Source organism: Flavobacterium sp. (assembly GCF_032153895.1).
Lineage (GTDB): Bacteria > Bacteroidota > Bacteroidia > Flavobacteriales > Flavobacteriaceae > Flavobacterium.
Map to the genome: position 1 here is coordinate 19909 of NZ_JALDYN010000005.1, position 13923 is coordinate 33831.

Sequence of the window (13923 nt, forward strand, 5' to 3'; positions counted from 1 at the left end):
TTTTACAAAAATAACCTTTTTGAATTTAGTTTCTGCCGTTTTCGTTCGGATAGAGTTCAGGAAGTGGTTTGCTTTGCCAGAATTCTTTAGTATCCACATCCATAATGGTCAATCGACCTTTGAAAGCAGCACCAGTATCCACATTCCACACATTCGCCCGATTTACCGGAACGGAGTAACCTATTCTGGTGACCGGCGTGTGTCCGATAAAAATCTCTTCGTACAGCGCAAAGCGTTTCGGATAAAACAAATCTTTTTTGGAAAGGGTTTTATCCATGGCCAATGCAGCTTCCCAAAGCGTTCGGTCCCAGCAGTACATGCCTTTGAAATATTCGTATTCCACCCCTTTCAAATTGGTGAATCCGGCGTGCACAAAAAGCCGATTTTTGGAATCTAAATGATAATCGTTCAAACGGGACAAGAATTCGATATGGTGCTTTTTGATTTCATCATGAACCGATTCGTAAACATCTACTGTGGATTGTCCGCCGTGTAAGCGCCATTCTTCATTGTCTTCTCCTTCTGATAACCAACGCAATACCATTTCTTCATGATTGCCCCGAATGAAAATACAATTGTGGGTTTTGTCTAATTCGATAAGGAAATCCACCACTTTTGGTGTGTCGTTCCAGCCGTCGACAAAATCACCTAAGAAAATAAGTGTATCATTTTGAGTAACTTTCGCTCTTTCAAGTACTTGTTCTAAGGCTTTTAGTCCACCGTGTATGTCACCTATAACAAGGGTTCTACTCATAATAGTTTTAATTTTAGTCAAATTTCTTAAAACATTTCGGATTATCAAAATTGTAAAAAACGAATTCAATTATTAACATTTTTTGACAGAATTCCACAAACACACGTCTTTATGTTAAAATAGTTTTGTTGTATAACCAAAAGCAAAGTACTATGAAAACTACATTTAAATTCTTCGCAGGTGTTTTAACCCTTTTAGCCCTTTATTCATGTACTACAGATGATGTACTTCCTGAAGAAATTCAAAAGACACAGGAGTATGAAGATACATTTAACATTGAAGCCGTCTATTCCCAAAAGGACACAATCAATGGTTGGCCATATGATGAATCAGAACCGCCAATTAAGCCTCCGGTAAGACAATAGTTTTGTGAAGAAAAATAGTTGTAGTATTTTAGCTATTTAAAATAAATGTCTTGAGAATTATTACTGTAATACTTATCTTTTTTTTGGTTGGTTGTGAAAAGAATACTACTTCTTTGTCAAATAATGATGTCTATGAAATAGATAGTCTTTTGCTAATTGCAAATAATTTTAGTTTGAAGAAGGAGGTCAGATTAGCAAATACAAATAAGGCACTACAATTGTTAAGTAAAAGAGATGATTCTTTGTCTACCAGCTATATGTTGTCAATCGCTGATAAATATTTTAACATAGAGGAATACGATGACTTCAAATTTTTATCAGATAAAGTTTATAGATTGTCATCTAAAAATAACGACACAGTAAAAATAATTAAATCACTAAACAACATTGCTGACTATTATTTTTATGTTCAAAAAAATGATAGTGCTTATTATTATTATTCAAAATTAGAAAAGTTGAATAAGAAATTTAATAAGAATGAAATCAACCTCAGAGTTGCACACAATAAAGCTTGTATATTGTTTTATGAGAAAAATTTTTCCCAATGCGAAGTAAATGAGGTAGGAATTGTTAAAGAAGCAATTAAAAAGAATGATTTGAGGTTGGTTTATGATTGTTATCTTATTTTAGGAATGGCTTCAAGAGGAATGCAAAATTATGAGACAGCAATTGATTATTATAACAAAGCCTATTTTCAGGCAGAAAAATTAAAGAACTACCCTCAGTATAAACTTCTTAAGGCTCAACCTCTTAACTATATTGCTTTAGTATTACAAAAGCAACATAAATACAGAGATGCAATTGTGTATTCTGAAAAAGCACTTTCACAAGATGACTTCAAAACAAATGATCCAGTTAGTTATGTTTATTTCACAAATGCATTAGCATATTCTAAATTCAAAAATAACGACAAAAGTTGTCTAGACATTTTTAAGAGCAGTCTGAAAATTGGTGATAGTCTTGAAAATTTCCATATGACTTTAACGTCTAAGCTTTATCTGTCCGAATATTATTTTCATTATAAAAATAATAGTTTGGCTAAAAAATATGCAATTGAAGCATATGAAGCTTCACATACGAATAAAATTTGCGAAGACGAATTAAAAGCATTAGAACTACTAGCCGATATCGACACAACAAAAAGCACTTATTACAGAGAAAAATACATTGCTCTTTCCGACAGTCTTCAAAATGTCGAGCGTGCCACGCGAAACAAATTTGCCCGCATCGAATTCGAGACCGATGAAATCACTACGGAGAAAAAACTGGTCGAGGCAGAAAAAGAGCGCATATCCGCACAGCGCTGGTTGTTTTTGGGTACCGGATTATTTTCGGTAATTGCCTTGATTCTACTCTACATCGTAAAAGCACAACGTACGAAAAACAAAGAGCTGCAATATTTGCAAGAGCAGCAGCAAGCCAACGAGGAAATTTACAAACTGATGCTAGGCCAACAGCAAAAACTCGAAGAAGGCAAACAGTTTGAAAAGAAGCGTATTTCCCGTGAATTGCACGACGGAATTATGGGCAAACTGACGGCCATTCGTTTGAATTTGTTTGTGCTGCAAAAACGCGACGATCCTGAAACGATAGCCAAATGTGTGACGCATGTGAATGAAATACAGGAAATCGAGAAAGAAATCCGAAAAATTGCTCATGATTTGAACAACAATATGTTTAGCAATCAGTCTGATTTTACGGTCATGGTTGATAATTTAGTCGAAAACATCAAAGAACATTCCACTATCGATTTTCAAATCTTCACAGACGAAAGTATCGATTGGTTAAGTGTGAATAATAATGTTAAGATGCAGGTTTATAGAATCTTGCAAGAATCGCTTCAGAATATTGAAAAATATGCTCAAGCCCAAAAAGTGAGTATCAGTATGCTGAAGGAAGATAATAGTCTGGCTATAAAAGTAACAGATGACGGCATTGGTTTTAGTGGAAAAACTAAAGGCGGTATCGGACTTAAAAATATGAAAGAACGTGCTTTGGAAATAGGCGGAATTTTAAAAGTGAAATCAGAACCAGGAAAAGGAACTCAGATAAGTTTGATAATTCCCACATAGTTTGGTAACTTCGTAGGAAAGATACGAAGCTATGCCATTGAATGTTTTGTTTGTAGACGACCATCCGTCACAAATTATGGGGTACAAAACCATTCTCTCCTTTAACGATCAGGGAATTGAGATTGCCGCAACCGAATGCCACAACTGTAAAGAGGCCTACCAACTTATCACAGAATATGCCGAACCCAGTTTTTTCGATTTGGTTTTTTTAGACCGAAGCATGCCAGCTTATGAAGAAAAAGGCATTCATTCGGGTGAAGATTTGGGGGTATTGATTAAACATGCTTATCCGAATACCAAAATCATCATCCTGACATCTCATGTCGAATCGTTTATCATCTACGATATTGTTAAAAAAGTAAATCCCGAAGGACTTTTAATCAAAAGCGATTTCGACGGGGAAGAATTGCTAAAAGCCTTTGAAGTTGTCATGGAAGGTGGTACGTATTTTTCTAAAACCGTCGATGAATCCGTAAAACAACTTTTAACAAGACAGGATTACCTAGATAACATTAATCGTCAAATTATTACGTTACTTTCCAAAGGCTTTAAAACCAAAAGTATCGCCTCTGAAGTCAATCTTACGGAAAGCGCCGTCGAAAAACGGAAATCCAAAATCAGAGACATTTTCTGCATCAACAAGGGCAATGACGAAGATATTATCCGCGAAGCCCGAAACCAGGGATTGATATAAGTTAACACATTTTGAGGAAAATCCGCACATAGAATTTTTAAGACACACTTATTTTTGTTTACATCAACTGAAATAAATAGTGTTATGGAAAACTATGGTATTTTAAAGCTGTCCAGCAACAGTCTGGCTATTCAATTACAAATGGATAAACTTTCTGAGCAGGAGCAACGAAGTTTTTTCGGTAAAAAGTATTCAGAAATCTCAAAAGAAGATAAAATAGAATTCATTCAGGAGGAAGATTTCTTTTTTGAACCCGATTTGTTACTCACTTTAGGCATTGATACTCGCTATTCTTGGTTGAAAAAAGGGAAGTATCCACTTTGCTTTCTGGAAAATATTGTAGTTGTGATTCTTGAATTGTCCAGCAAATCTACCTATCGCGTTTTCTCAGCCGAATCTTAAATAAAATTAATATCATTTAACTTGGATTATGATACAAGTTGTCCTTTTTGTATTTAAAAAGATAGTTGTCTTACTGATGAATTGTCTGTAAATCAATTGTATTTCACTTTGCGCAACACCCGCATGGTTTCTTTAAAATAAATGTAAGCGGTTTGGTTTTCAAGCGCTTTTAAAAATGGTTTTGCGTCAATTAGTTTCGTTTTAGCCTCTTCGAAACCGTTGAGGTAGCAGATCATCAGAGTTGAAGGCAAATTTTCCAAATCTTTGCTTTCTCTCCCTGATAAAGAAGTTCCTTTTTGTAGTTTTTGCAGTAAAGCCAAATTCGAATTGTAAATATGATGCAACATTTTCCGGTTGTATTCCGGCGGTTCGAAAAGCATGACGGTATCCATTTTATAATAACCATTGTCGTAGAAATGCAGAGTCACTTTTTCCAGCGGATAATAGCTCGTTTTGTCGTTCAGTCCCAACGGAACGTATTCGGTGATGGAAAACGTATGCTCATCATACTCGATGGTCACTTCGTCCAAAGCCGAATAGAAAAGTTTAACCTGCTCGTTGATCAGTTCAATGTCGACACGGGAGAAGAATGTCTTTTCCCGTATTTTCTTTTTATTTCCGGCCCAGCACACCACAAACAATTCTTTAAAAACCTTGTATCGCGGGCTCATGTCTTTGTGACGGTTGTTCATGAAGTCGATAACGCCTTCCAACGTATGAGCAATGCTGTTTCGGGAATTGTTTTCAATACTGATGACCGTTTCGGTATTTAAACTTTTGGTTTTAATCGACGATGGAATCTCGGTTACATCTTCCACCGGCATCGTATTACTTCCGCGTCTTATGAAAATCGTTTTGGCAAGTATCGTATGAATTCCTTTTTTGAAGAAGGAAACCTTATTATTGGGTTTAATCGTTACTAAGCCCACCACTTTGTCTTTCGGTAAATCCGGAAACGGCACATTTTCATACTGAATTTTAGGCGGATTTTCCAAAAAGGCATTCACCAGATTTTGTATGCGACTGTCGTCAAAGAAATCATCACCTACAATCGCATTGTCCTGATCTTCTACACCTACCACGATATACGAATTGTTCATCGGATTGGAATTCGACAAGGCGCAAATGTGTTTCAGAAATTTTCCTTTACCTTCTTTGGTGTGCAAATTCAGCTGCCGCTTCTTATCATAGAAACTGTTTTCATCGTTGTGAGCCAGCAAGTTTTTAATAAGAAGGCGCTTGTTCAGCATGACAGAAAAATTCGATTCTTAAAAATATAAAAACAAAATCATAAATTGTGCTTAATATCAAGTTATTCCGAGTTATTTTAACCAATTCTTAACAACAAACCACTAAATTAATTTTCAATTTGCAGTGTTAAAATATCTTACTTAATTTCACGGCTCAAAAAATTGACACCAATGGATGAAAATACAACTACGCTGGACATAAGAGCGATCAACGAAAAAATCGAGAGAGAAAGCGCCTTTATCGACTTGCTTACCCTGGAAATGAACAAGGTAATTGTCGGTCAGAAGAACATGATTGAGCGCTTACTAATCGGGCTTTTAGCACAAGGTCATATCTTGTTAGAAGGAGTTCCCGGCTTGGCAAAAACCTTAGCCATCAATACGTTGTCTCAAGCGGTTCACGGAAGTTTCAGCCGTATCCAGTTTACCCCGGATTTATTACCTGCCGATGTGGTGGGAACCATGATATACAACATCAAGCAGAACGATTTTACCATCAAAAAAGGACCGATTTTCGCAAATTTCGTATTAGCTGATGAGATTAACCGTGCGCCTGCTAAAGTACAATCCGCTTTGTTAGAAGCGATGCAGGAAAAACAGGTAACCATTGGCGACGAAACCTTCAAGTTAGACAAACCGTTCTTGGTTATGGCAACACAAAACCCGGTGGAGCAGGAAGGAACTTACCCGTTACCAGAAGCACAGGTGGACCGTTTCATGCTGAAAGTCGTAATTGATTATCCGAAAATGGACGACGAGCGTGTAGTTATCCGTCAAAACTTAAACGGCGGTTTTGAAAAAGTAAACCAAGTGGTTTCTTTGGAGCAGATTCTTCGTGCGCAGCAAGCCGTTCGTGAAGTTTACATGGACGAAAAAATCGAAAAATACATCTTAGATATCATCTTCGCGACCCGTTATCCGGAGAAATACAAATTGGCGGATTTGAAACCGCTAATCAGTTTCGGAGCGTCCCCGCGTGGAAGTATCAACTTGGCGATGGCGGCAAAATGTTACGCGTTCATCAAACGTCGCGGTTATGTTATTCCGGAAGATGTTCGTGCTGTAGTACACGATGTGTTACGCCACAGAATTGGAATCACTTACGAGGCCGAAGCTGAAAATGTAACTTCGGTAGACATCATCAATAAAATCGTGAACGAGGTAGAAGTGCCTTAGAATTTAGTTTACAGTTTCCGGTCCCAGTATACAGTTTTTGCTGAGGTATCTGCGACTGAAAACTGCGACTGAGAACTAATAAAGATGGATACCAAAGAATTACTCAAAAAGGTACGCAAAATAGAAATCAAAACCCGAAGGTTGAGCGATCATATCTTTTCGGGCGAATACCATACGTCTTTTAAAGGACGCGGGATGACGTTTTCGGAAGTGCGTCAGTATCAGTTTGGCGATGATGTTCGTGCCATCGACTGGAACGTAACGGCGCGCTACAACGAACCGTACGTGAAAGTTTTCGAAGAAGAACGCGAACTGACCATGATGCTGATGGTAGATTGCAGCGGTTCACAGAGTTTCGGTACCCAAAATCAGCTGAAAAGCGAAATTATTACGGAAATTGCCGCGACTATGGCTTTTTCGGCAACACAGAACAACGACAAAATCGGATTGATTCTTTTTTCCGATCAGATTGAATTGTTCATTCCGCCTAAAAAAGGGAAATCGCACGTGTTGCGCATTATTCGTGAATTGATTGAATTTCAGCCGAAAAGCAAAAAAACCGATTTGTCGCAAGCCTTGAAATTTTTATCCGGTGTTCAGAAAAAGAAAGCCATTGTGTTTTTGATTTCCGATTTTATGACTTCGGATTACGAACACACCTTAAAAATTGCCGGAAAGCGCCACGATGTTACCGGAATACGAGTTTACGATCAGCGCGAAGAAACGATTCCCAACGTAGGAATGGTAACCATGGAAGATGCCGAAACCGGAGAAATTATGGTGGTGAATACCAATTCTAAAACCGTTCGTTCAGACTACGAGAAAAACTATCAGGACAACGTAAAATATTTCAAAGAAATCTTTTCCCGTTGTGGCTCCGGAACCGTAAGTACCCGTGTGGACGAAAGTTACGTGAAGAAATTACTCGGCTATTTTAAATCGAGAAGCTAAACATGTTTAGAAAATTATATACATATCTTTTTATAGTAGTAACTGCAGTTGGCTTTGCGCAACAACCTGTGCAAACGTCTGTCGATTCTGCTAAAATTAAAATCGGTTCGCAATTTCACTTAACGTTAAAAGTGATGGGAACCAAAGAAACTCGGGTAGCTTTTCCAGACGTGAAAAATATTGGGCAGCTTGAGGTTTTAGAATCCTTTCCGATTGACACGATTAAGAAAGATGCGAATTACGAATTCATCAAAAAATACGGATTAACGCAATTCGATTCCGGACGTTATGTGATTCCGAGAATTCCGGTGTTGATTGGCAACAAACAATTTTTATCCGATTCTGCAGTAGTTGAGGTGAATCCGGTAGTAGTCGATACGTTGAAACAAAAAATGTACGACATTAAAAACGTAATGGCGCCGGAAGACAATTCTTCTAGTTTTTGGTGGTATTTGTTGGCTTTGGTGATCATTGCAGCTTTAGGAATTTTAGGGTATTGGTTGTACAAACGCTACAAAAACAAACCGAAAGAAGAAGAAATTGTATACGCTTCACCCATCGAAAAAGCGACCAGTTTACTGCAAAATTTAGAAAAAAAATCCCTTTTGGAACAAGGCGACGTCAAATCGTACTATTCCGAAATGACTGATATTACCAGAACCTACATCGAAGAAACCGTCCACATTCCAGCCATGGAAAGCACTACGGACGAATTATTGGAAGCCATGAGACGTGCTTCAATGAAAAAGAAAATGGGCATCCGTCAGGAAACCATGCAAACCTTCGAGAAGATTTTAAAAAATGCCGATTTGGTCAAATTCGCCAAGTCCAAACCGCTCGATTTTGAAATTTCCGAAGACCGAAAAAACATCGAAAGCATCATCAAAACCATCGATAAAGCCCTTCCAAAACAAGAAGACGACGAAGAAAGTTTGGAATACGCCCGTTTGCAGGAAGAATTGCGTCTGAAGAAAATCAAAAAACGCAACCAACTCATCGGATTGGCAGTAGGAATTGCTTTGCTTGGAGGTTTGACAACTTATTTTCTAGATAAGTACAATATTTTCGGAGAATCGACTCAGGAAATGTACGAGAAAGACTGGATTAGCAGCGAATACGGAAATCCGGGCGTTTTTATTTCCACACCGGAAGTTTTGAAACGCGAAGATGCTGCCAAACAAGTTCCAAAAGATGCCATGGCGTTGATTAAGGAAATGCAGTTTTTCCAATTCGGAGGTTATTTTGATGAGTATTTCATCGCGGTGAGTACTACGAAATTCAAGACTGAGATTCCGCAGGATCAATCTGCTAATGTGTTAGACAAATCGTTGGAAGGCTGTCTGAAATTTATCGAGTCACGCGGTGCTCAGGATATTATCGTAAAAACAGAAGATTTCAGTACCAACGAAGGATTGTCGGGCAGAAAAGCTTACGGAACCTTAAACATGCTGGATCCCATCAAACGCCAATCCGAAAAATTGTATTACGAGATTATTGTTTTCGCTCAGGAAGGCGGATTGCAGCAAATCATATTGGCCCATAAAGAAGGCGATGAGTTCGGGAATAAAATTACCCAGCGCATCTTAGAATCGATTGAATTACGTAAAGCCGCAACGCCATGATGAAGAATATCACTTTTGCAAACCCGGAGTTTTTCTGGCTTTTTTTGGTGTTGCCAATAGCCATTGCTTGGTATTTTTGGAAGCGTAAACAATTTGCGCCAACTTTAAAAATGAGTTCGGTTCAGGGTTTTAAAACGACTCAATCCCTATTGTCGAAATTGAAACCACTGTTGTTTGTATTTCGTATGTTGGCTTTGGCTGCTTTAATTGTGGCTTTAGCGCGACCGCAGTCTACGGATGTGACGAATAAATCCAGAACGACTCGAGGCATCGATATCGTCATGGCAATTGACGTTTCCGGAAGTATGTTGGCCAAAGATTTGAAACCGAATCGTATGGAAGCGTTAAAACGTGTCGCCGCCGAATTCGTGGAACAACGTCCAAACGATCGCATCGGGTTAGTTTTATATGCTGCCGAAAGTTATACCAAAACACCGGTAACCAGTGATAAAGCCGTGGTTTTAGAAGCATTGGATGCGGTGAAATACGACAATGTTTTACAAGACGGAACCGGAATCGGAGTAGGTTTGGCTACAGCCGTGAACCGTTTGAAAGACAGCAAAGCGAAAAGCAAAGTCATTATTTTATTGACCGATGGAGTAAACAATTCCGGATTTATCGATCCGCGAATGGCTTCTGAAATCGCGAGAGAATTTGGCGTGAAAGTTTATACAGTCGGAATCGGAACTAACGGCATGGCTGATTTTCCGTACGCGATTGCACCAAACGGGCAGTTTTTGTTCAAAAAAATGAAAGTGGAAATTGACGAAAAACTGATGAAGGAAATCGCGCAGACTACCGGAGGAAAATACTTTCGAGCGACCAGCAATCAGAGTTTAACAACGATTTATAACGAAATCAATAAATTGGAAACTACTGAAGTGACCGAACAGCGCTTTTACAACTACGACGAAAAATACAGATTCTTCGCGTTTTTGGCTTTAGGCTTTTTAGCTTTAGAACTTTTATTACGTAAAACGATTTTCAGAAGTTTTATCTAGTTATGTGGGAATTTGACGAACCAAAATATTTTTATCTGCTGGGCATTGTGCCGGTACTGCTGCTGTTGTTTCTGATCAATTTGTTTTGGCAGAAAAAGAAACAGCGCGAGTTTGCCGATGCACCATTATTACAGCACTTAAGTCCTGAAAAATCACTTTTCAAACCGATATTGAAAATCGCTGTCGTTTTATTAGGCGTAACGGCTTTAGTTGTTGCTTTGGTGAATCCGAAAATCGGAACCAAAATGGAAACGGTAAAACGACAAGGAGTAGACATTGTTTTCGCAGTGGATATTTCCAAAAGTATGTTAGCCGAAGATTTGGCGCCCAACCGATTGGAGAAAAGCAAGCAGGTCGTTTCGCAGATTATCAACCAGTTGGGAAGTGACCGCATTGGAATCGTAGGTTATGCTGGAAGTGCTTATCCTGTACTGCCAATCACCACCGATTACAGCGTGGCGAAAATGTACCTGCAAAGCATGAATACGGATATGGTTTCTTCGCAGGGAACGGCTTTGGGCGAAGCTTTGAAATTGGCTTCTTCGTATTTTGACGATCCGCAAACGAGCAAATTAATCATCATGTTGTCGGATGGAGAAGACCACGGCGAAGGTTTTGAAGACGCCTTAGAAGAAATCAAAGACAAAAAGATCAAAGTCATCACCATTGGTATCGGTACCGAAAAAGGAGGACCGATTCCGTTGCGTCATAATGGCGTGATTGAAGGGTTTAAAAAAGACCAAAACGGCGAAACCGTAATCACAAAACTATATCCGGAAACCTTAAAAACCATTGCTAAAAACGCGAATGGTGGCTATGTTTTCGGTGGAAGTACAAAAGAAGTTTTAGAATTCGTTAAAAACGGATTGGACAATTTAGAAAAAACCGATTTCGAAAGCCAGCAAATTGCTGATTTTGAATCGCAGTTCCAATGGTTTTTAGGACTGGCATTCTTCTTGTTATTGCTCGATGTGTTCTTTTTGGAGCGCAAAACCGCTTGGGTGAAGCCACTGAATTTGTTTAATGAAAAGGAAAAAGCCTGAAGATGAAGTATCTGCATTATATATTTTTGCTTTTTTCCCTGACCTTGTTTGCTCAGGAGAAAGACAAAAACCTACCGAAAGGCAACAGCAAGTTCGAGGATAAGGACTATGCCGATGCTGAAGTCGAGTATCGAAAATCGCAATTCAAAAATCCGAAATCGGCGATGGCATCGTACAATTTAGGGAATTCGATTTACCGTCAGAATCAACCTTCGGAAGCCAAATATTCGTTTTCCCGAGCGATAACAGAAGCCCAAACCAAGACGGAGAAGCACAAAGCTTTCCACAATTTAGGGAATGCTTTCATGACGGAAAAAAATTATCAAGGTGCGGTTGAAGCCTATAAAAATGCGTTGCGTAACAATCCGTACGATGAAGAAACGCGATACAATTATGCGTTGGCGAAACAGAAATTAAAAGAAAATCCGCCGAAAGACAACAAAGACAACAAGGATAAAAACAAAGATCAGAATAAAGAGCAACAGCCAAAAGACAACAAAGACCAGAACAAGGATCAAAATAAAGATCAGGACAAAAATCAAAAAGACAATAAAGAACAAAACAAACCTGACAATAAAGAAAATAAAGGCGATCAAGACAAACAGCCGCAAAAACCACAGCAAGGCGGTTCTTCCAAACAGCAAATGGAAAACCTGTTGGACGCTTTAAACAACGAAGAAAAGAAAATACAAGACCGGGTAAAAGGACGTGAAGTCAAAGGAAGACCAACACGAACCGAAAAAGACTGGTAAAGAATACAGGACAGTAGCAAATGACAATGAAAATTAAAGGAATCCTGCTTTTATGCTTGGTTGCGCTGCAATCCGTGGTGGCTCAGGTCGAATTCAAAGCGACCGTGAGCAAAAACCCCATTGGAATCAACGAACGCTTGCGCATCGATTTTACCATGAACGACGACGGCGACAATTTTGAAGCGCCCGATTTTGAAGGGTTCAAAGTGTTTGGAGGGCCGAATCAATCCGTGAATTATTCTTGGGTGAACGGAAAGAAATCCTTCAGCAAGTCGTATTCCTTCTTTCTGATGCCGACTAAAAAAGGGACGTTTATCATCAAACCCGCTTCTATTGAAATTGCGGGAAGAATTTATAAAACCAATTCGGTAAAAGTTACTGTTGGCAATGCGGTAACCCAACCCGAACCACAAGAAGAGGAAGATCCTTTCGCTATTATTTTCGGAAACCGACGACCAAGACAAGTTGCACCGCCACCGCCACCAGAATTGAAAGGTGATGGAATTCACTTGGTGGCCGAAATTTCCAATACAAATCCTTATTTGAACGAACCAATTACAGCCGTGTACAAATTGTACGTGAGTCCGTATGTGAGTGTGAGTGATTTTAGAGAAACAGCCAGTCCGAAGTACAACAATTTCTGGAGTCAGAATATCGATGTAAAGAACTTGAGTGTTCAGATGGGCAAATACAACGGCGAAGATTACCGCTATGTGATTCTTCGTAAAACTGTTTTGTATCCGCAGAAATCCGGTAAATTAACGATTGAACCATTATCGTTAGATATCAGTATGCAGGCGCCAACCGGTCGTCGTGATGTTTTTGGCAGAATGGAATACACCAACGGAACCAAACGTGTTTCTGCCGGAGCCAAAGCGATTGCTGTAAAAGCATTACCGGAAGCTGGAAAAACCGAAGATTTCACTGGAGCTGTCGGACATTTCGATTTTCAGGTGAAACCGTCCAAAACAACTTTAAAATCGGGAGAATCTTTGCAATTGGTGGTAAGTGCAGCCGGAAAAGGAAATATGAAATTATTCACCTTACCGAAGCCTGTTGTGCCGAGCGCCTTAGAAATGTACGATCCGGAGCATAAGGAAAACGTGACTACGCCATTAACGGGTTCTCAGGGAACCATTTCAGATACCTATACCATCGTACCACAGTATAAGGGAACATACTCGATTAAACCGCTTTCGTTCAGTTATTTTGATTTGAATTCGAAGAGCTATAAAACCATTACTTCGGAAGAAATCCGCATTGAAGTTTTAGACGGGCCGATGCCAACGGAGCAAACCGAAGCAGTTGCGTCCAACGATAAAAAAGCAGTACAGAAAAGCGAACAGTTTGCGTTTGTGAAATCGGCTACTTCCTTATCGCCAATTAAAAAGGATGATTTCTTAGGTTCAAATTTATTCTACTCACTACTTTTTGCGCCGCTTTTAATCATACCGATTATCATTTTGGCGAAGAAGAAGAAAGACGCTATTGACGGTGATGTGGCCGGAAATAAAATCCGTCAGTCGAACAAACTGGCAAAGAAATTCTTATCCGAAGCCAATAAGCAATTAGGGAATAAAGAAGCCTTTTACGATGCGATGGAACGTGCGTTACACAACTTCCTGAAAGCGAAACTCCATATCGAAACCTCAGAAATGAGTAAGGAAAATATTCAGGAATTGCTGGTAACTAAAAAAGCAGAAAATCAAACCGTTTCTGAGTTCATGCAATTAATCGACAACTGCGAATTCGCCCGTTATGCGCCATCGACAAGTGTTGCGATGCAGCAGGATTATGACAAAGCCGTAACCGTAATTTCCGAATTGAGTAAGCAGATTTAA

The 13923-nt window shown here is 39.1% G+C and carries 13 protein-coding genes; 11 read left to right on the forward strand and 2 right to left on the reverse strand.

What is annotated here, in order from left to right; genetic code table 11:
- Window positions 1-25: 25 nt before the first annotated feature.
- Window positions 26-754, reverse strand: a complete 729-nt coding sequence (locus RUH60_RS03345) for a metallophosphoesterase family protein (RefSeq protein WP_313805424.1) — start codon at window positions 752-754, stop codon at window positions 26-28.
- Window positions 755-906: 152 nt separating this feature from the next.
- Here RUH60_RS03345 and RUH60_RS03350 point away from each other — a divergent pair, with 152 nt between their 5' ends.
- The 4 genes from RUH60_RS03350 (at window position 907) to RUH60_RS03365 (ending at window position 4287) form a co-directional block, all read left to right on the forward strand.
- Window positions 907-1119 carry a hypothetical protein gene (locus RUH60_RS03350; protein WP_313805426.1) on the forward strand — a complete coding sequence of 71 codons (213 nt, stop codon included), beginning with the start codon at window positions 907-909 and terminating at the stop codon, window positions 1117-1119.
- Window positions 1120-1574: 455 nt separating this feature from the next.
- Complete coding sequence (locus RUH60_RS03355) at window positions 1575-3191, forward strand: ATP-binding protein (RefSeq protein WP_313805428.1); 1617 nt, start codon at window positions 1575-1577, stop codon at window positions 3189-3191.
- A 31-nt stretch (window positions 3192-3222) separates the two neighbouring features.
- On the forward strand, window positions 3223-3885 hold the full coding sequence (locus RUH60_RS03360) for a response regulator transcription factor (RefSeq protein WP_313805429.1): 663 nt from the start codon (window positions 3223-3225) through the stop codon (window positions 3883-3885).
- Window positions 3886-3969: 84 nt separating this feature from the next.
- Window positions 3970-4287, forward strand: coding sequence for a hypothetical protein (locus RUH60_RS03365; RefSeq protein WP_313805431.1), 318 nt, complete (start codon window positions 3970-3972; stop codon window positions 4285-4287).
- Between the two features lie 92 nt (window positions 4288-4379).
- Here the strand turns inward: RUH60_RS03365 and RUH60_RS03370 are convergent, their stop codons facing one another.
- Window positions 4380-5537: an ATP-binding protein gene (locus tag RUH60_RS03370; RefSeq protein ID WP_313805433.1), complete on the reverse strand. Its 1158-nt coding sequence runs from the start codon at window positions 5535-5537 to the stop codon at window positions 4380-4382.
- Window positions 5538-5708: 171 nt separating this feature from the next.
- Here RUH60_RS03370 and RUH60_RS03375 point away from each other — a divergent pair, with 171 nt between their 5' ends.
- From RUH60_RS03375 to RUH60_RS03405, 7 genes are all read left to right on the forward strand, one after another.
- On the forward strand, window positions 5709-6713 hold the full coding sequence (locus RUH60_RS03375) for a MoxR family ATPase (RefSeq protein ID WP_313805435.1): 1005 nt from the start codon (window positions 5709-5711) through the stop codon (window positions 6711-6713).
- Window positions 6714-6797: 84 nt separating this feature from the next.
- Window positions 6798-7664, forward strand: a complete 867-nt coding sequence (locus RUH60_RS03380) for a DUF58 domain-containing protein (RefSeq protein WP_313805437.1) — start codon at window positions 6798-6800, stop codon at window positions 7662-7664.
- A gap of 2 nt (window positions 7665-7666) precedes the next feature.
- Window positions 7667-9286, forward strand: a complete 1620-nt coding sequence (locus RUH60_RS03385) for a hypothetical protein (protein ID WP_313805439.1) — start codon at window positions 7667-7669, stop codon at window positions 9284-9286.
- Window positions 9286-10287, forward strand: coding sequence for a VWA domain-containing protein (locus RUH60_RS03390; protein ID WP_313805569.1), 1002 nt, complete (start codon window positions 9286-9288; stop codon window positions 10285-10287). Before RUH60_RS03385 ends, RUH60_RS03390 begins: the two co-directional genes overlap by 1 nt.
- Window positions 10288-10289: 2 nt before the next feature.
- Entirely contained in the window at window positions 10290-11330 is a 1041-nt protein-coding gene (locus tag RUH60_RS03395; RefSeq protein WP_313805441.1) for a VWA domain-containing protein, read from the forward strand.
- A gap of 2 nt (window positions 11331-11332) precedes the next feature.
- Window positions 11333-12082: a tetratricopeptide repeat protein gene (locus RUH60_RS03400; RefSeq protein WP_313805443.1), complete on the forward strand. Its 750-nt coding sequence runs from the start codon at window positions 11333-11335 to the stop codon at window positions 12080-12082.
- A gap of 20 nt (window positions 12083-12102) precedes the next feature.
- Complete coding sequence (locus RUH60_RS03405) at window positions 12103-13923, forward strand: BatD family protein (protein ID WP_409559647.1); 1821 nt, start codon at window positions 12103-12105, stop codon at window positions 13921-13923.

Bases quoted from the DNA above. Each gene is read 5' to 3' on its own strand.
- RUH60_RS03360 (WP_313805429.1), top strand. From the start codon at position 3,223: ATGCCATTGAATGTTTTGTTTGTAGACGACCATCCGTCACAAATTATG.
- RUH60_RS03365 (WP_313805431.1), top strand. From the start codon at position 3,970: ATGGAAAACTATGGTATTTTAAAGCTGTCCAGCAACAGTCTGGCTATT.
- RUH60_RS03350 (WP_313805426.1), top strand. From the start codon at position 907: ATGAAAACTACATTTAAATTCTTCGCAGGTGTTTTAACCCTTTTAGCC.
- RUH60_RS03395 (WP_313805441.1), top strand. From the start codon at position 10,290: ATGTGGGAATTTGACGAACCAAAATATTTTTATCTGCTGGGCATTGTG.
- RUH60_RS03345 (WP_313805424.1), bottom strand. From the start codon at position 754: ATGAGTAGAACCCTTGTTATAGGTGACATACACGGTGGACTAAAAGCC.
- RUH60_RS03400 (WP_313805443.1), top strand. From the start codon at position 11,333: ATGAAGTATCTGCATTATATATTTTTGCTTTTTTCCCTGACCTTGTTT.
- RUH60_RS03385 (WP_313805439.1), top strand. From the start codon at position 7,667: ATGTTTAGAAAATTATATACATATCTTTTTATAGTAGTAACTGCAGTT.
- RUH60_RS03375 (WP_313805435.1), top strand. From the start codon at position 5,709: ATGGATGAAAATACAACTACGCTGGACATAAGAGCGATCAACGAAAAA.
- RUH60_RS03390 (WP_313805569.1), top strand. From the start codon at position 9,286: ATGAAGAATATCACTTTTGCAAACCCGGAGTTTTTCTGGCTTTTTTTG.
- RUH60_RS03380 (WP_313805437.1), top strand. From the start codon at position 6,798: ATGGATACCAAAGAATTACTCAAAAAGGTACGCAAAATAGAAATCAAA.
- RUH60_RS03370 (WP_313805433.1), bottom strand. From the start codon at position 5,537: ATGCTGAACAAGCGCCTTCTTATTAAAAACTTGCTGGCTCACAACGAT.
- RUH60_RS03405 (WP_409559647.1), top strand. From the start codon at position 12,103: ATGACAATGAAAATTAAAGGAATCCTGCTTTTATGCTTGGTTGCGCTG.